Raw genomic sequence first — 17570 nt, 5'->3', positions numbered from 1 at the left:
TAAGCTCATCGGAATTCATTCACTTGCTGCCTACCTGCAATCTCAATCACTTTGGGTATTGAGGTTGAATGAAAACTACAAACCTGCGCTGATCAGTGGACTATTTTACTTGCCCTGCTTGATCCACTGACTGAGCGGCTTGCCATGACTCTGCAGCCCATTGAATAAGTTGATCTTCCAGCCGAAAACGAGCATCAAGCGCTTCCCCGATATCGGATAAAGCTTGTTGAAACTCGGTGCAGCTATCGTCGTCTATCTCAATGTTTGTATAACGATCATGGAATGCCATGATAGTTTGAGTGTTATTTTTTAAAGCGGGATAAACTTTGGTCGTCAGAGCCATTTTCGGGCTAGACGCACCTTCTACTTGTTTGATAATTCTATCGTAGATATGGAAGTGTCCGGAGGAGAGGTAATCCACCAGATTATGGCAAAAGTTCTCCAGCGCTTTTTCATTAAGCGGGGTATGCTTTCCTTTTTGTGGCTTAATACCGATCACTGTGCAATACGAGACTAAAAGTTCTTTACGTGCATGAAGCCATTGATCAATTAATTCATTACTGCCGCCAACGCGTTGAGTCAGGCTTTCTAGTCGGTTAAGCATGAGATCGACTCCGTGAAGTAATAATGGGTTACAAAAATGTAACAAGCCGGATTCTAGATTGCCAGTGAAGTCGAGGTTGTGCAACAACGATATGGAACTACAACTTACAGGTAAAGAAAGTGGCTGGTGGATTGTCAGCCATGAAAACAAATTATGGTTACCAAAAGGGGAGTTACCACAAGGTAACGCGGCCAATTGGTCATTACAGGGCGCGACCGCAAGGCAGATTGGTGAATGGCAAGGGCAGGCGGTTTGGCTTATTCGCCAGATGATGTCTACGGATATGGGGTCAGTGCGGCAATTACTGGATGTCGATCGCGGTTTGTTCCAATTGGCGGGTCGTGGCGTGCAATTAGCCGAGTTTTACCGCTCTCACCGCTATTGTGGCTATTGTGGTCATCAAATGCATGCCAGCCGCACCGAGTGGGCTTGTCTGTGCAATCACTGCCGTGAACGCTATTACCCACAAATTGCCCCGTGCGTGATTGTTGCCATTCGCCGCGGTGATGAGATTTTATTGGCACAACATGTTCGCCATCGTGGTGGTATTAACACGGTGTTAGCCGGGTTTGTCGAAGTGGGGGAGACGTTGGAACAGGCGGTATCCCGCGAAGTGCTGGAAGAAAGTAATATCCACATTAAAAACCTACGTTACGTGACATCGCAGCCGTGGCCATTTCCGCACTCACTGATGATGGCATTTATGGCGGAGTATGACAGCGGTGAGCTGCGACACGATCCTAAAGAGCTGCTGAATGCCGGTTGGTATCGCTATGATCAATTACCCTTGTTGCCACCACCAGGCACCGTGGCACGTCGCTTGATTGAAGATACCGTCGTATTATGCCGCGAGGAGCAGTTCGACGACAGAGAATAGCGAAAAGCCGCTTTTAGCTGCTACAGGAAAGTATTATCTGGCATGCTACAATGCGTGCGGATAATTAAGGGAGCCTTATCATGAATGAGTTGAAAAACGATCGCTATCTGCGTGCTTTGCTACGCCAGCCGGTAGATGTCACTCCGGTGTGGATGATGCGCCAGGCCGGCCGCTATTTGCCAGAATATAAAGCCACCCGCGCTATTGCCGGGGATTTTATGTCGCTGTGCAAAAATGCTGAATTGGCCTGTGAAGTAACGATGCAACCATTGCGTCGTTATCCGCTGGATGCGGCGATTCTGTTTTCCGACATTCTGACTATTCCCGATGCAATGGGGCTGGGGTTGTACTTTGAAACCGGCGAAGGTCCACGTTTTCAATCTCCGATTACCTGTCGTGCAGATGTTGAAAAGCTCCCTATTCCCGATCCAGAGCAGGAATTAGGTTATGTCATGAACGCGGTGAGAACTATCCGCCGTGAGCTGGCCGGTGCGGTGCCATTAATTGGCTTTTCCGGCAGCCCGTGGACATTGGCGACTTATATGGTTGAAGGTGGCAGTAGTAAGGCCTTCACCAAACTGAAAAAAATGATGTATGCCGAGCCGCAGACTTTGCATCTGTTGCTGGATAAATTGGCTGACAGTGTCATTTTGTATCTCAATGCTCAAATCAAAGCTGGCGCACAATCTGTGATGATCTTTGATACATGGGGCGGGGTATTGACCGGGCGTGATTATGCAGAATTCTCCTTGAGTTACATGCATAAAATCGTTGATGGTTTGATTCGCGAAAACGATGGACGTCGGGTACCGGTGACCTTGTTCACCAAAGGCGGAGGACAATGGTTAGAAGCGATGGCCGCCACCGGTTGTGATGCTTTGGGACTGGATTGGACTACGGATATTGCCGATGCACGCCGCCGAGTAGGCGATAAAGTTGCTCTACAAGGCAATATGGACCCTTCCGTTCTTTATGCGCCTGCTGCGCGTATCGAGGAAGAAGTGAGCACAATTCTGGCCGGTTTTGGTCAGGGTGAAGGGCATGTATTTAATCTGGGTCACGGTATCCATCAGGATGTCCCACCAGAACATGCGGGTGCTTTTGTTAAGGCAGTCCATGCATTATCAAAGCCTTATCACCAAAAATAATCAATCTATAGACAGGGTAGCAGATGGTAGACACCAAAGCGTTACGGGCAGAACAGCTTCAACGCGCATCTGAAATTAGCCTCCAAGATGATATCGCAAGTGAGTCAGTGCGCTTTATCGCGGGGGCAGATGTTGGTTTTGAGCAGCAGGGGCAAGTGACCCGAGCTACTATTGCCGTTTTACGTTACCCTTCGCTCGAATTGGTGGAATATCAGGTTGCCCGCGTGGCAACTTCACTCCCGTATATCCCCGGTTTACTCTCCTTCCGTGAGTATCCTGCATTATTAGCCGCTTGGGCGCAGATACAGCAACGCCCTCAACTGGTTTTAGTTGATGGGCAGGGGATAGCGCATCCTCGCCGCTTAGGGGTTGCCAGCCATTTTGGTTTGCTGGTTAATGTCCCGACCATTGGTGTTGCCAAAAGCCGTTTGTGCGGGCATTTTGAGCCATTGGGCGACGATAACGGCGCATTGCAGCCTTTGGTTGATGCCGATGAGCAGCTAGGTTGGGTATGGCGCAGCAAAAACCGTTGCAATCCGCTATTTATTTCACCCGGTCACCGGATGAGTGTTGGCAGCGCATTAGAGTGGGTTCAACATTGCATGGCGGGTTACCGTTTGCCGGAACCAACACGTTGGGCCGATGCTATCGCCTCAAACCGCCCGCAATTTCAGCGTTGGGTGTGGAAAAGTCCTGATTTGCTTGGCAAGCATAGGGATATGATTTAATTTCGGGTACACTGCCGCGCAGATAATGAATAATGAGAACTCATCATGATACGTAATCCGATTCATCTACGTCTCGAAAAGCTGGAAAGTTGGCAACACCTGACTTTCATGGCTTGTTTGTGCGAGCGGATGTATCCCAACTATCAGCAATTTTGCCTGGAAACCGAGTTTGGTGATCCGGCCGTTTACCGACGTATTCTGGATCTTATCTGGGAAACATTGGTGGTAAAAGACGCTAAAGTGAATTTTGATAGCCAATTAGAGAAGCTGGAAGAGGCAATTCCTTCCGCTGATGACTATGCTATCTACGGTGTTTACCCTGCTATCGATGCCTGTATTGCTTTAAGTGAAGCTATTCATTCACGTTTGAGTGGTGAAACTTTAGAACATGCTATCGCTATCAGCGAAACATCAATTCGTACCGTTGCGATGTTAGAAATGACATTGGCTGGCAAAGAAATGACCGATGACGAGCTGAAAATCTTACCCGCGATTGAAGAAGAGTGGGATATCCAATGGGAGATTTTTCGCCTGTTAGCCGACTGCGAAGAGCGCGATTTGGATCTGATTAAAGGGTTACGTTCTGACCTCCGGGAAGCGGCTGTTAGCAACATTGGTATAAATTTAACGCAATAAGACAAGAAAACGTGATTTAACGCCTGATTTGTCACGTCTTAAGGCTTCACATCTGCCCCCTGTCTGTTCTACATTTGGGGGGCGAAAAAAAGTGGCTATCGGTGCGTGTATGCAGGAGAGTGCTGTCAATCGGCATATCCGTCGCACTCGATGCTTTGCAAACGATAAACACACTGTAAGGATAACTTATGAATAAGACTCAACTGATTGACGTAATCGCGGACAAAGCGGACCTTTCTAAAGCTCAAGCAAAAGCGGCTTTGGAATCCACACTGGCTGCAATTACCGAATCTCTGAAAGAGGGTGATGCAGTACAATTGGTTGGTTTTGGTACCTTCAAAGTAAACCATCGCAATGAGCGCACTGGCCGCAACCCACAAACCGGTAAAGAAATCAAAATTGCTGCAGCTAATATGCCAGCGTTTGTTTCTGGTAAGGCATTGAAAGACGCTGTTAAATCTTAATAGTGTGTCAGTGAAAATAATAAACGGGGGGGTGGCAAAGCCCCTTTTGTTTATGCAGCGGGTGCTGATGACCCTCGGTCTAGCCTTTGGTCTCAGCGCCTGTAGCAGTCAGTCAGGCTCCCCTCAATTCAGTGCCAGCGGTTATATCGCCGACAGCGGTGTAGTGCGTTTATGGCGTCAGGATAATGCACAACAGCAACCACAAGTGCTGATGAGCGTTTATAGCCCCTACTCCGGGGGTAACACTCGCGTGACTTTCTACGAATATCAACATGGCGTATTGCGGGAAATCTGGCGTAATGACCTGGGTGATGATCCACAAAGTGTCGAGCTACGTTTTGATGAACAAGGACAGGTCAGCTTTATGCAGCGCCAACTGGCAACACGGCGTGAGCAACTCTCGGTTGATAATATTGCCGTTTATCAGTTGGAAGCTAAGCGGATTCTGGAACTGAGTAGCGCGCTGCGCGCCGGTAACGTTCAGTTAATTCAGGGGCGCTGGCAAGAGGGTATCGTGACAACCTGTGCTGGGAAAACGTTGCGCCTGAGTCTTGATGATAATTCGCAAGCATGGTTGAGTAAACGGGGCGCAAATAGCGCAGAACCATTGGGTGTCGCGTGGCTTGATTCATCGGAAGGACAGCAATTGCTATTGGTTGCTAATCAGGACTTCTGCCGCTGGGAGCCTAAAGCCGGTAGTCTATAAGGCCGAAAGAAGTAGGGCACAGCAAACTGTGCCCACAGAATACAGCGGTAGCGTTATTTACCGCGAGCCACTATTCTTCACAAACCACTATTCTTCACGAACCACGATTTTCACGGGCAATAGCTCGATAGCCAATGTCCTTGCGGCAGAATGCGCCTTCCCACTGAATCTTCTCTACGAGCTTATAGGCATGTTGCTGTGCCTGTGCAACCGTTGCCCCGAGCGCCGTCACACACAACACGCGGCCACCGCTGGTCACCACATTATTATTGCTGTCTAGCTTGGTTCCAGCATGGAACACTTTGCCATCAGCCACTTCATGTTGTGGTAACCCATGAATGATATCACCCTGACGGTAATCCGCTGGATAGCCGCCTGCGGCCAGAACCACACCCAGTGACGGGCGTTCATCCCAGTCAGAAGTTTTCTCGTTCAACTTGCCTTGTGCGCCTGCTAAACACAACTCAACCAAATCTGAACGCATGCGTAACATGATGGGTTGGGTTTCCGGGTCGCCAAAGCGGCAGTTGAATTCGATAACCTTTGGTTGCCCATCGGCGGAGATCATCAATCCTGCGTAAAGAAAACCGGTATAAACATTACCTTCTGCCGCCATACCACGTACGGTGGGCCAGATAACCTGATCCATAACTCGCTGATGGACTTCATCCGTGACAACAGGTGCCGGAGAGTAAGCGCCCATACCGCCGGTATTCGGGCCAGTATCACCATCACCAACGCGCTTATGATCCTGGCTGGTGGCCATTGGTAACACGTTTTCACCATCAACCATCACAATAAAGCTGGCTTCTTCACCATCGAGGAACTCTTCCACCACGATACGATGGCCGGCATTACCAAATGCATTGCCAGCGAGCATGTCATGAACTGCGGTTTCTGCCTCTTCCAGCGTCATTGCCACAATCACACCTTTACCGGCAGCCAGTCCATCAGCTTTAATCACGATTGGTGCACCAATTTTGCGCACATAAGCTAAAGCGGGCTCCACCTCGGTGAAATTCTGGTAAAACGCGGTTGGAATATTATGGCGCGCCAGGAAATCTTTGGTGAAAGCTTTAGAACCTTCCAATTGGGCTGCGGCTTGCGTTGGGCCAAAGATAGTCAGGCCCGCTGCGCGGAAGGCATCAACCACGCCGATGACGAGTGGTGCTTCTGGGCCGACGATAGTTAGACCAATATCGTGGCTTTGCGCAAATGCCAGTAAACCAGCAATGTCGGTGGCGGCGATATCGACATTTTCTAGTGTGGGTTCCAGGGCCGTACCAGCATTACCCGGTGCAACATAAATTTTATCGGCTAAAGGTGACTGTGCTGCTTTCCAGCCCAGCGCATGTTCCCGTCCGCCATTGCCAATAATCAAAATATTCATCTGATGACTCCGTTAAGCGGGTTAATTAATGGCGGAAATGGCGCATATCGGTAAAGATCATGGCGATACCATGCTCATCAGCCGCAGCAATGACTTCATCGTCACGAATAGAACCACCTGGTTGGATGACACAGGTGATCCCGACCGCTGCCGCGGCATCAATACCGTCGCGGAATGGGAAGAAAGCATCAGAAGCCATGGCAGACCCTGCCACTTCTAAACCTTCATCTGCCGCTTTGATACCGGCTATCTTGGCTGAGTAAACGCGGCTCATCTGGCCTGCGCCTATGCCGATAGTCATATTGTCGCGCGCATAAACAATGGCATTAGATTTAACGAACTTGGCGACATTCCAGCAGAACAACGCATCACGCAGCTCTTGTGCGGTCGGCTGGCGTTGAGACACCACACGTAAATCCGCCTCAGTCACCATACCTAAATCGCGGTCTTGCACTAACAAACCACCATTAACACGTTTGAAATCCAAGCCGGCAGAGCGCCCTTGCCACTGACCACAAGTCAGAACACGCACATTCTGTTTGGCGGCTAACAGCGCCAAAGCTTCAGTACTGACAGATGGGGCAATAATCACTTCGACAAATTGACGGCTGATAATGGCGCTGGCGGTTTCGGCATCCAACTCACGGTTAAACGCGATAATGCCGCCGAAAGCTGACGTTGGGTCAGTTTTATAGGCTTTGTCATAGGCGGCCAGCAGAGAGTCAGCAATCGCCACGCCACATGGGTTGGCATGTTTAACTATCACACAAGCAGGTTCGCTAAATTCTTTCACACATTCAAGTGCGGCATCGGTATCAGCAATATTGTTATAAGAGAGGGCCTTGCCTTGTAATTGCTGTGCGGTAGCTACTGATGCTTCTTTCACATCTTCTTCTATATAGAAGGCGGCTTGCTGGTGGCTATTCTCACCGTAACGCATATCTTGTTTCTTTATATAGTTAAAATTCAGGGTGCGAGGGAAGCGGCCAGATGGCTGTTCGGTATCACCATGATAAGGTGGTACCAATGCGCCGAAGTAGTTGGCAATCATGCTGTCGTAAGCGGCGGTGTGTTCGAAAGCTTTGATAGCCAGGTTGAAACGGGTTGGGTATGTCAATGAACCGTCATTCTCGTCCAGCTCGGCAATAATTGCTGGATAGTCGCTACTCTTAACGACAATGGCGACATCTTTATGATTCTTGGCCGCAGAGCGCACCATGGTTGGGCCACCGATATCGATATTCTCAACGGCGTCTTCCAATGAGCAATCCGGGTGGGCCACGGTTTGGGCGAATGGATATAAATTTACGGCTACAATATCAATTGGCTGAATATCATGTTGAGCCATGATTCCGTCATCCTGGCCGCGACGGCCTAAAATGCCGCCATGTACTTTGGGATGCAAAGTCTTAACGCGCCCGTCCATCATTTCCGGGAAGCCGGTGTAGTCAGACACTTCGGTGACAGGCAGACCTGCATCAGCCAGCAGGCGGGCAGTCCCGCCGGTGGAAAGTAACTCGATACCACGTTGTGAAAGTGCAGTGGCGAATTCGATGATGCCGGCTTTGTCAGATACACTGAGCAGAGCGCGGCGGATTGGGCGGCGTTGTTGCATGGTTTTATCCCTTGGCTTTGGAGTCGCAGTTGTTCTTCGCAATCAATCAATAGAGCGTTACGTGAATCTCTTCTATCTATATAAAGAGAAAAACAGATTCAGATAACATCCCAATAGCGAGAAATGCCAGCCAGTGGCAACTTTTATGTGAGACGGCCCCCTCGACAGCATCAAAATACGCTTTATCGCGGGCTGTATTGCCTCATTTTATAAAAACCACTTCATCTCATCGATATTTTGCACGCGAGGTCACTCTTTTTCGACGCGGGGAATTGTAGCGAAAACGATTGCGTGATGCTCGTCAATTTTGAGAACAGTTTCAATCTGTGGATAAGTTTGTGCACAACAGGGTATAAGGAGGGGTTTTGCTGTGGAATGCAGCAAACAGTCATTTTTATTGAAATTAGCGGTTGCGGGCGGCTGAGAACTCCCTATAATGCGCATCCATCGAGACGGCACACAACGAATCAAGTAGTTAAGTGACCGGCAAAGAGAACAGAGAAATTCAACAAAATTAAATGTTGACTCTGAATGAGGAAAGCGTAATATGCGCACCTCGCGTTACCAACCAAGTGTTGCTAACGCACTGCTCTTTAACAATTTATCAGACAATCTGTGTGGGCACTCGCAAGACGATATCGAAGCCTGTTTCGGCAGGCAGAAGAAATATCAAAGTCTTGAAGAGTGACCAAAGCAGTACACATTTGAACTTCGGTTCGAATGCATATTTGCAGAAAGTAATCTTTGAGCATCGCTATGTTAACTCATAGCAAATCAAACAAATCTTAAATTGAAGAGTTTGATCATGGCTCAGATTGAACGCTGGCGGCAGGCCTAACACATGCAAGTCGAGCGGTAACACAAGAGAGCTTGCTCTCTGGGTGACGAGCGGCGGACGGGTGAGTAATGTCTGGGAAACTGCCTGATGGAGGGGGATAACTACTGGAAACGGTAGCTAATACCGCATAACGTCTACGGACCAAAGTGGGGGACCTTCGGGCCTCACGCCATCGGATGTGCCCAGATGGGATTAGCTAGTAGGTGGGGTAATGGCTCACCTAGGCGACGATCCCTAGCTGGTCTGAGAGGATGACCAGCCACACTGGAACTGAGACACGGTCCAGACTCCTACGGGAGGCAGCAGTGGGGAATATTGCACAATGGGCGCAAGCCTGATGCAGCCATGCCGCGTGTGTGAAGAAGGCCTTCGGGTTGTAAAGCACTTTCAGCGAGGAGGAAGGCATAAAGGTTAATAACCTTTGTGATTGACGTTACTCGCAGAAGAAGCACCGGCTAACTCCGTGCCAGCAGCCGCGGTAATACGGAGGGTGCAAGCGTTAATCGGAATTACTGGGCGTAAAGCGCACGCAGGCGGTTTGTTAAGTCAGATGTGAAATCCCCGCGCTTAACGTGGGAACTGCATTTGAAACTGGCAAGCTAGAGTCTTGTAGAGGGGGGTAGAATTCCAGGTGTAGCGGTGAAATGCGTAGAGATCTGGAGGAATACCGGTGGCGAAGGCGGCCCCCTGGACAAAGACTGACGCTCAGGTGCGAAAGCGTGGGGAGCAAACAGGATTAGATACCCTGGTAGTCCACGCTGTAAACGATGTCGACTTGGAGGTTGTGCCCTTGAGGCGTGGCTTCCGGAGCTAACGCGTTAAGTCGACCGCCTGGGGAGTACGGCCGCAAGGTTAAAACTCAAATGAATTGACGGGGGCCCGCACAAGCGGTGGAGCATGTGGTTTAATTCGATGCAACGCGAAGAACCTTACCTACTCTTGACATCCACGGAATTTAGCAGAGATGCTTTAGTGCCTTCGGGAACCGTGAGACAGGTGCTGCATGGCTGTCGTCAGCTCGTGTTGTGAAATGTTGGGTTAAGTCCCGCAACGAGCGCAACCCTTATCCTTTGTTGCCAGCACGTTATGGTGGGAACTCAAAGGAGACTGCCGGTGATAAACCGGAGGAAGGTGGGGATGACGTCAAGTCATCATGGCCCTTACGAGTAGGGCTACACACGTGCTACAATGGCAGATACAAAGTGAAGCGAACTCGCGAGAGCAAGCGGACCACATAAAGTCTGTCGTAGTCCGGATTGGAGTCTGCAACTCGACTCCATGAAGTCGGAATCGCTAGTAATCGTAGATCAGAATGCTACGGTGAATACGTTCCCGGGCCTTGTACACACCGCCCGTCACACCATGGGAGTGGGTTGCAAAAGAAGTAGGTAGCTTAACCTTCGGGAGGGCGCTTACCACTTTGTGATTCATGACTGGGGTGAAGTCGTAACAAGGTAACCGTAGGGGAACCTGCGGTTGGATCACCTCCTTACCTAACGATACGCATTGCGTAGTGTCCACACAGATTGTCTGATGAATGTAAACGAGCAAGAGCACCTGTTGATGTTGTGAGTTTCGACTCATGCTGACGCGAAACGGTTAGATTTCGGTTTAATCGGAACTTCGTGTCCCCATCGTCTAGAGGCCTAGGACACTGCCCTTTCACGGCTGTAACAGGGGTTCGAATCCCCTTGGGGACGCCAATCCGATAATGTGTGAAAGACATTATCAACTGAATATCTTAAAGATGACTTTAACAAGTCGTGTTTAAGATATTGCTCTTTAACAATCTGGAACAAGCTGAAAATTGAAACAATACAGCTGAAACTTATCTCTCCGTAGAGGTACTGAGATAAGGATTAACCTGTATTAGAGTCTCTCAAATAATTACAACGCAAGTTGTCTGTAAAGACACCTTCGGGTTGTGAGGTTAAGCGACTAAGCGTACACGGTGGATGCCTAGGCAGTCAGAGGCGATGAAGGGCGTGCTAATCTGCGATAAGCGTCGGTAAGGTGATATGAACCGTTACAACCGACGATACCCGAATGGGGAAACCCAGTGCAATTCGTTGCACTATTGCATGGTGAATACATAGCCATGCAAGGCGAACCGGGGGAACTGAAACATCTAAGTACCCCGAGGAAAAGAAATCAACCGAGATTCCCCCAGTAGCGGCGAGCGAACGGGGAGGAGCCCAGAACCTGAATCAGCGTATGTGTTAGTGGAAGCGTCTGGAAAGTCGCACGGTACAGGGTGATAGTCCCGTACACAAAAATGCATATGGTGTGAGTTCGATGAGTAGGGCGGGACACGTGACATCCTGTCTGAATATGGGGGGACCATCCTCCAAGGCTAAATACTCCTGACTGACCGATAGTGAACCAGTACCGTGAGGGAAAGGCGAAAAGAACCCCGGCGAGGGGAGTGAAATAGAACCTGAAACCGTGTACGTACAAGCAGTGGGAGCACCTTCGTGGTGTGACTGCGTACCTTTTGTATAATGGGTCAGCGACTTATATTTTGTAGCAAGGTTAACCGAATAGGGGAGCCGTAGGGAAACCGAGTCTTAACTGGGCGTCTAGTTGCAAGGTATAGACCCGAAACCCGGTGATCTAGCCATGGGCAGGTTGAAGGTTGGGTAACACTAACTGGAGGACCGAACCGACTAATGTTGAAAAATTAGCGGATGACTTGTGGCTGGGGGTGAAAGGCCAATCAAACCGGGAGATAGCTGGTTCTCCCCGAAAGCTATTTAGGTAGCGCCTCGTGAACTCATCTTCGGGGGTAGAGCACTGTTTCGGCTAGGGGGCCACCCCGGCTTACCAAACCGATGCAAACTCCGAATACCGAAGAATGTTATCACGGGAGACACACGGCGGGTGCTAACGTCCGTCGTGAAGAGGGAAACAACCCAGACCGCCAGCTAAGGTCCCAAAGTCATGGTTAAGTGGGAAACGATGTGGGAAGGCATAGACAGCCAGGATGTTGGCTTAGAAGCAGCCATCATTTAAAGAAAGCGTAATAGCTCACTGGTCGAGTCGGCCTGCGCGGAAGATGTAACGGGGCTAAACCATGCACCGAAGCTGCGGCAGCGACACTTAGGTGTTGTTGGGTAGGGGAGCGTTCTGTAAGCCGTTGAAGGTGACCTGTGAGGGTTGCTGGAGGTATCAGAAGTGCGAATGCTGACATAAGTAACGATAATGCGGGTGAAAAACCCGCACGCCGGAAGACCAAGGGTTCCTGTCCAACGTTAATCGGGGCAGGGTGAGTCGACCCCTAAGGCGAGGCTGAAAAGCGTAGTCGATGGGAAACAGGTTAATATTCCTGTACTTGGTGTTACTGCGAAGGGGGGACGGAGAAGGCTAGGCTAGCCGGGCGACGGTTGTCCCGGTTTAAGCATGTAGGCGGAGCGACTTGGTAAATCCGGTTACTTATCAACGCTGAGGTGTGATGACGAGCCACTACGGTGGTGAAGTAGTTGATGCCAAGCTTCCAGGAAAAGCCTCTAAGCATCAGGTAACATTAAATCGTACCCCAAACCGACACAGGTGGTCAGGTAGAGAATACTCAGGCGCTTGAGAGAACTCGGGTGAAGGAACTAGGCAAAATGGTGCCGTAACTTCGGGAGAAGGCACGCTGGCATTAGGTAAAGAGACTTGCTCTCGGCGCAGAAGCCAGTCGCAGATACCAGCTGGCTGCAACTGTTTAATAAAAACACAGCACTGTGCAAACACGAAAGTGGACGTATACGGTGTGACGCCTGCCCGGTGCTGGAAGGTTAATTGATGGGGTCAGCCGCAAGGCGAAGCTCTTGATCGAAGCCCCAGTAAACGGCGGCCGTAACTATAACGGTCCTAAGGTAGCGAAATTCCTTGTCGGGTAAGTTCCGACCTGCACGAATGGCGTAATGATGGCCAGGCTGTCTCCACCCGAGACTCAGTGAAATTGAACTCGCTGTGAAGATGCAGTGTACCCGCGGCAAGACGGAAAGACCCCGTGAACCTTTACTATAGCTTGACACTGAACATTGAGCCTTGATGTGTAGGATAGGTGGGAGGCAACGAAGTGTGGACGCCAGTCTGCATGGAGCCAACCTTGAAATACCACCCTTTAATGTTTGATGTTCTAACTCGGCCCCGTAATCCGGGGTGAGGACAGTGTCTGGTGGGTAGTTTGACTGGGGCGGTCTCCTCCCAAAGAGTAACGGAGGAGCACGAAGGTTAGCTAATCACGGTCGGACATCGTGAGGTTAGTGCAAAGGCATAAGCTAGCTTGACTGCGAGAGTGACGGCTCGAGCAGGTACGAAAGTAGGTCTTAGTGATCCGGTGGTTCTGAATGGAAGGGCCATCGCTCAACGGATAAAAGGTACTCCGGGGATAACAGGCTGATACCGCCCAAGAGTTCATATCGACGGCGGTGTTTGGCACCTCGATGTCGGCTCATCACATCCTGGGGCTGAAGTAGGTCCCAAGGGTATGGCTGTTCGCCATTTAAAGTGGTACGCGAGCTGGGTTTAGAACGTCGTGAGACAGTTCGGTCCCTATCTGCCGTGGGCGTTGGAAGATTGAGAGGGGCTGCTCCTAGTACGAGAGGACCGGAGTGGACGAATCACTGGTGTTCGGGTTGTCATGCCAATGGCATTGCCCGGTAGCTAAATTCGGAAGAGATAACCGCTGAAAGCATCTAAGCGGGAAACTTGCCTCGAGATGAGTCTTCCCTGGGGCTTTAAGCCCCCTGAAGGAACGTTAAAGACTATGACGTTGATAGGCTGGGTGTGTAAGTGCAGCGATGCATTGAGCTAACCAGTACTAATGATCCGTGAGGCTTAACCTTACAACACCAAAGGTGTTTTGGATTTGAGAGAGTGAGATTAATTTTCAGCGAAGTTCCGAGATTGGGTTGGCTGGCTGGGTAGAGATACCAAGCGGGTTAATTAAAACAGAATTTGCCTGGCGGCCATAGCGCGGTGGGACCACCTGAACCCATGCCGAACTCAGAAGTGAAACGCCGTAGCGCCGATGGTAGTGTGGGGTCTCCCCATGCGAGAGTAGGACACTGCCAGGCATCAAATCAAGCCAAGACCCCATGCCAAAAGCGTGGGGTTTTTGCTATGTGTGAACTAAAAGCGCCATAAAAGAAGCCTTCTGCTGTGCAGAGGGCTTCTTTTATATCTGAAATTTGAATATGACTTAATAATATATGAATCACATATACAGGTATATGGTCATTGCATATCTCTGAGCTTACAGAATGCTTGAGTGCTGAGACAATCTTCCTGCTATATTAATCTTTCTGCCATTTTTATAACCACGACCACAGAAATAAAGCCTCATTCCCTTAAAATTATTCACTCTAAAATTGAAACGACGTTTTGATTATGAGGTCTAAATGAATGCTGGTCTCTTTGTACATACCGTAATTACCGCAATATTGGCGACGACGCTTACCTGTGCCGCGGCCCAAGCAAGCCCAGTGACATACCAAAAGACAGCTATTACTGAAAATAACCTACCGGTGTTTTATCCACAGCTAAAAAAGCAAATGACTTATCAACGCTCATGGTTAGCAGGCAAATATAGTGATTTTGCTTTGTGGAAAAGTGATACCAGAAAAATTCTTCGACAGGCACTCCTCACTCCTGACTCCACAATTGCTTTCTCCGTAGAAAAGATCGAACAACAAGAGCGGGGTAGCTATCTTGCTGAAAAGATAGTATTTAATATCACTGACGAAAGTCGTGTACAGGGATTGCTATTAACACCAAAGAGCAAAGGGCCTCATCCAGCGATTGTTTTATTGCATGATCATGGTTCCAAGTTTGATATCGGCAAAGAGAAAATGATTCGTCCTTGGGGGGATAGCGCGCAGCTTGCCTCAGCACAAGCATGGTCAGATAAATTCTTCAGCGGTAAGTTCATTGGCGATGAATTGGCAAAACGAGGCTATGTGGTGCTATCCATCGATGCTATTGGTTGGGGTGCTAGAGGCCCTATCAGCTATGAACAACAACAAGCTTTAGCCAGTAACTTCTTTAATCTTGGGCGATCATTAGCGGGAACAATGGCTTATGAGGATATGCGAACTGTTGATTTTCTGGCGACACTACCAGCGGTTGATCCACAACGTATTGGCGTTGTAGGTTTTTCTATGGGGGCTTATCGCGCCTGGCAGTTAGCTGCATTGTCCGATAAAGTAGCTGCAACTGCGGCCATATCTTGGTTTGGTAACTACCAAGGTCTGATGACGCCGGGGAATAACGTACTCCGCGGACAGTCCGCTTTCTATATGTTGCACCCTGGTATTGCCAATAAGTTAGATTTTCCAGATATTGCTAGTTTAGCCGCACCAAAGCCGATGCTACTTTTTAACGGCGGAAAAGATAAGCTATTCCCATCGGATGCTGTGCAAGAGGCATACAACAAAGTACATGCCATTTGGCGCTCGCAACATGCGGAGTCACGGCTGGTCACTCGCAATTGGCCAGCATTGGGGCATGTATTTTATCAAGAACAGCAAGATGTGGTCTTCCCGTGGTTAGATCGCTGGCTCAAACCATAAAAAGGCCCCGCAGGGCCTTGTATGAAGTCGACCTAATTAGTGAGAGCTGCTCTGAGAGGCACCCAAGCCAGTTTGTGAACGTACAAACTGGGCTTTAAAGCGCAGCCGTTCTTGCTGACCTTCTTCTGAGTTATCGGTGATAGAGAAGAACCAGATACCGACGAATGCCACTATCATTGAGAATAGTGCTGGATATTCATAAGGATAAATTGGTTTTGCATGCCCTAGGATAGTTACCCAGATTGTCGGCCCTAGAATCATCAGGATGACCGCAGTCAGTAATCCTAACCAGCCTCCAATCATTGCTCCGCGAGTTGTCAGTTTTTCCCAATACATAGAAATGAAAATAATAGGGAAGTTACAACTGGCTGCAATGGAGAATGCCAGGCCAACCATGAAGGCAATATTTTGTTTTTCAAACAGAATACCCAAGCCGATTGCGACAAACCCTAAAACCACGACGGTGATTTTCGATACTCTTAATTCATCACGCTCATTTGCTTTGCCTTTCTTGATAACACTGGCGTAAAGGTCATGAGAAACCGCAGATGCACCCGCTAATGTCAGGCCTGCGACCACCGCCAGAATAGTTGCAAAGGCAACAGCTGAGATAAAGCCTAAGAAGAAACTACCGCCTACAGCATCAGCCAGATGAACTGCTGCCATATTATTGCCGCCCAGCAATGCGCCAGCCGCATCTTTAAAGGCCGGATTTGGGCCGACTAACAGGATCGCGCCAAAGCCAATGATAAAGGTCAATATGTAGAAGTAACCAATAAAGCCTGTTGCATAGAATACGCTTTTACGTGCTTCTTTGGCATCACTTACAGTAAAGAAGCGCATCAGGATATGTGGTAAGCCAGCGGTACCAAACATCAATGCCAGGCCAAGAGACAAGGCGGATATAGGGTCGGATACTAACCCCCCAGGGCTCATGATCGACAGGCCTTTAGGGTGAACTTTCACCGCTTCGCTGAACAGCGTATTGAAGTTGAAGTTAACCGACTTCATCACCATAAGGGCCATAAAGGATGCGCCAGCCAGGAGTAATACGGCTTTGATTATCTGTACCCATGTTGTGGCCAACATGCCACCAAACAGGACGTACAGCACCATCAATATACCGACCAATACGACGGCAACGTGGTAGTTTAAACCGAATAGCAGCTCAATTAATTTACCAGCCCCGACCATTTGGGCAATCAGGTATAAAGCCACTACAACTAGCGAGCCACAGGCAGATAAGGTACGAATAGGTCTTTGTTTCAGCCGGTAAGATGCCACATCGGCAAAAGTATAGCGGCCCAGGTTGCGCAGACGTTCAGCGATTAAAAATAGAATGATTGGCCAGCCGATTAAAAAACCGATGGAATAAATCAGACCATCATAACCGGAGGTATAAACCAATGCAGAAATACCGAGGAATGAGGCTGCAGACATAAAGTCACCGGCAATCGCCAAACCATTCTGGAAACCGGTTATACGCCCACCCGCAGTGTAATAATCGCCACGTGAGCGAGTTCGTTTAGATGCCCAATAGGTGATATACAGTGTTGCGCCGACAAACAGCACAAACATCACAATTGCTTGAATATTAAGGGGTTGACGATGAACTTCACCGGTAATTGTCTCTGCTTGTGACAGAGCAGGTAGAGTCAATAAGGAAAGTACGGACCAATGGCGAGTCTTCATTGCTTCACCTCACGCAGAATTTCTGCCGTCAGACGGTCAAACTCGCCATTAGCACGAATAACGTAAATACCTGTAAGAACGAAAGAAGTCACAATCAAACCCACACCAACGGGAATGCCGCGAGTAATGGTCGCACCTGCATATAGCGGGGTGCCGAGCCATTGTGGTTCGAAAGCAATAAGGAAAATGAAACCGACATACAGCGCCAGGGTAATCAGCGACAGTAGCCAGGCAAAGTGACTGCGCTTTTGCACCAACTCTTTGAAACGCAGGTTATTTTCAATCTCTTGATAAATGTTGTCATTCATCAGA

The 17570-nt window shown here is 49.2% G+C and carries 12 protein-coding genes, 1 tRNA gene and 3 rRNA genes; 11 read left to right on the top strand and 5 right to left on the bottom strand.

All coding sequences use genetic code 11. The features are described 5' to 3' along the window. Positions 1-100 precede the first annotated feature (100 nt). The gene (locus ACF3VQ_RS19515) at positions 101-604 is read right to left on the bottom strand and encodes an Rsd/AlgQ family anti-sigma factor (RefSeq protein WP_019080245.1); all 504 of its coding nucleotides are present in this window, start codon (positions 602-604) and stop codon (positions 101-103) included. Between the two features lie 91 nt (positions 605-695). On the opposite strand from ACF3VQ_RS19515, the gene nudC reads away from it, so the two are divergent. The 6 genes from nudC (at position 696) to ACF3VQ_RS19485 (ending at position 5163) form a co-directional block, all read left to right on the top strand. Next, on the top strand, positions 696-1481 hold the full coding sequence (nudC, locus tag ACF3VQ_RS19510; RefSeq protein WP_392432620.1) for an NAD(+) diphosphatase: 786 nt from the start codon (positions 696-698) through the stop codon (positions 1479-1481). A gap of 80 nt (positions 1482-1561) precedes the next feature. Then, the gene (hemE, locus tag ACF3VQ_RS19505) at positions 1562-2629 is read left to right on the top strand and encodes a uroporphyrinogen decarboxylase (RefSeq protein WP_392432619.1); all 1068 of its coding nucleotides are present in this window, start codon (positions 1562-1564) and stop codon (positions 2627-2629) included. Between the two features lie 23 nt (positions 2630-2652). Continuing rightward, positions 2653-3357, top strand: coding sequence for a deoxyribonuclease V (gene nfi, locus ACF3VQ_RS19500; RefSeq protein WP_392432618.1), 705 nt, complete (start codon positions 2653-2655; stop codon positions 3355-3357). Positions 3358-3402: 45 nt separating this feature from the next. After that, a complete protein-coding gene (locus ACF3VQ_RS19495) occupies positions 3403-3993 on the top strand; it encodes a YjaG family protein (protein WP_392432617.1) in 591 nt (196 codons plus the stop codon). A 188-nt stretch (positions 3994-4181) separates the two neighbouring features. Next, a complete protein-coding gene (gene hupA, locus ACF3VQ_RS19490) occupies positions 4182-4457 on the top strand; it encodes a nucleoid-associated protein HU-alpha (RefSeq protein ID WP_392432616.1) in 276 nt (91 codons plus the stop codon). 52 nt (positions 4458-4509) lie between these two features. Continuing rightward, positions 4510-5163: a DUF1481 domain-containing protein gene (locus ACF3VQ_RS19485; protein WP_392435721.1), complete on the top strand. Its 654-nt coding sequence runs from the start codon at positions 4510-4512 to the stop codon at positions 5161-5163. Between the two features lie 94 nt (positions 5164-5257). Here the strand turns inward: ACF3VQ_RS19485 and purD are convergent, their stop codons facing one another. Next, positions 5258-6553 (bottom strand): phosphoribosylamine--glycine ligase, encoded by a 1296-nt coding sequence (gene purD, locus ACF3VQ_RS19480; RefSeq protein WP_392432615.1) that lies wholly within the window; start codon positions 6551-6553, stop codon positions 5258-5260. A gap of 25 nt (positions 6554-6578) precedes the next feature. Further along, positions 6579-8168 (bottom strand): bifunctional phosphoribosylaminoimidazolecarboxamide formyltransferase/IMP cyclohydrolase, encoded by a 1590-nt coding sequence (gene purH / locus ACF3VQ_RS19475; RefSeq protein ID WP_392432614.1) that lies wholly within the window; start codon positions 8166-8168, stop codon positions 6579-6581. 787 nt (positions 8169-8955) lie between these two features. On the opposite strand from purH, the gene ACF3VQ_RS19470 reads away from it, so the two are divergent. The 5 genes from ACF3VQ_RS19470 to ACF3VQ_RS19450 all read left to right on the top strand — a co-directional run bounded on the left by ACF3VQ_RS19470 (position 8956) and on the right by ACF3VQ_RS19450 (position 15566). Then, a 16S ribosomal RNA gene (locus ACF3VQ_RS19470) occupies positions 8956-10498 on the top strand. Positions 10499-10633: 135 nt separating this feature from the next. Beyond that, a tRNA-Glu gene (locus tag ACF3VQ_RS19465) sits at positions 10634-10709 on the top strand. A 225-nt stretch (positions 10710-10934) separates the two neighbouring features. Further along, positions 10935-13841: ribosomal RNA gene (locus ACF3VQ_RS19460) — 23S ribosomal RNA — on the top strand. A 115-nt stretch (positions 13842-13956) separates the two neighbouring features. Continuing rightward, positions 13957-14072 (top strand): 5S ribosomal RNA (gene rrf, locus ACF3VQ_RS19455). The 16S, 23S and 5S rRNA genes sit together here with 1 tRNA gene alongside, the layout of an rRNA operon. Before the next feature lie 477 nt (positions 14073-14549). Further along, complete coding sequence (locus ACF3VQ_RS19450; protein ID WP_392435720.1) at positions 14550-15566, top strand: dienelactone hydrolase family protein; 1017 nt, start codon at positions 14550-14552, stop codon at positions 15564-15566. Positions 15567-15602: 36 nt separating this feature from the next. On the opposite strand, the gene actP is transcribed toward ACF3VQ_RS19450, so the two are convergent. Both actP and ACF3VQ_RS19440 read right to left on the bottom strand, forming a co-directional pair. After that, positions 15603-17258 (bottom strand): cation/acetate symporter ActP, encoded by a 1656-nt coding sequence (gene actP, locus ACF3VQ_RS19445; protein WP_392432613.1) that lies wholly within the window; start codon positions 17256-17258, stop codon positions 15603-15605. Continuing rightward, positions 17255-17566 (bottom strand): DUF485 domain-containing protein, encoded by a 312-nt coding sequence (locus ACF3VQ_RS19440; protein WP_392432612.1) that lies wholly within the window; start codon positions 17564-17566, stop codon positions 17255-17257. Before ACF3VQ_RS19440 ends, actP begins: the two co-directional genes overlap by 4 nt. Positions 17567-17570 lie beyond the last annotated feature (4 nt).

This window comes from Yersinia fenwicki (assembly GCF_043099325.1).
In the GTDB taxonomy this organism is placed as follows: Bacteria; Pseudomonadota; Gammaproteobacteria; order Enterobacterales; family Enterobacteriaceae; genus Yersinia.
The sequence above is the reverse complement of the archived record's forward strand: the minus strand, read 5'-3'. Positions and strand labels throughout refer to the sequence as shown.

Bases quoted from the DNA above. Each gene is read 5' to 3' on its own strand.
- nfi (WP_392432618.1), top strand. From the start codon at position 2,653: ATGGTAGACACCAAAGCGTTACGGGCAGAACAGCTTCAACGCGCATCT.
- ACF3VQ_RS19515 (WP_019080245.1), bottom strand. From the start codon at position 604: ATGCTTAACCGACTAGAAAGCCTGACTCAACGCGTTGGCGGCAGTAAT.
- purD (WP_392432615.1), bottom strand. From the start codon at position 6,553: ATGAATATTTTGATTATTGGCAATGGCGGACGGGAACATGCGCTGGGC.
- ACF3VQ_RS19485 (WP_392435721.1), top strand. From the start codon at position 4,510: ATGCAGCGGGTGCTGATGACCCTCGGTCTAGCCTTTGGTCTCAGCGCC.
- purH (WP_392432614.1), bottom strand. From the start codon at position 8,168: ATGCAACAACGCCGCCCAATCCGCCGCGCTCTGCTCAGTGTATCTGAC.
- ACF3VQ_RS19495 (WP_392432617.1), top strand. From the start codon at position 3,403: ATGATACGTAATCCGATTCATCTACGTCTCGAAAAGCTGGAAAGTTGG.
- hupA (WP_392432616.1), top strand. From the start codon at position 4,182: ATGAATAAGACTCAACTGATTGACGTAATCGCGGACAAAGCGGACCTT.
- hemE (WP_392432619.1), top strand. From the start codon at position 1,562: ATGAATGAGTTGAAAAACGATCGCTATCTGCGTGCTTTGCTACGCCAG.
- nudC (WP_392432620.1), top strand. From the start codon at position 696: ATGGAACTACAACTTACAGGTAAAGAAAGTGGCTGGTGGATTGTCAGC.
- ACF3VQ_RS19450 (WP_392435720.1), top strand. From the start codon at position 14,550: ATGACTTATCAACGCTCATGGTTAGCAGGCAAATATAGTGATTTTGCT.
- ACF3VQ_RS19440 (WP_392432612.1), bottom strand. From the start codon at position 17,566: ATGAATGACAACATTTATCAAGAGATTGAAAATAACCTGCGTTTCAAA.
- actP (WP_392432613.1), bottom strand. From the start codon at position 17,258: ATGAAGACTCGCCATTGGTCCGTACTTTCCTTATTGACTCTACCTGCT.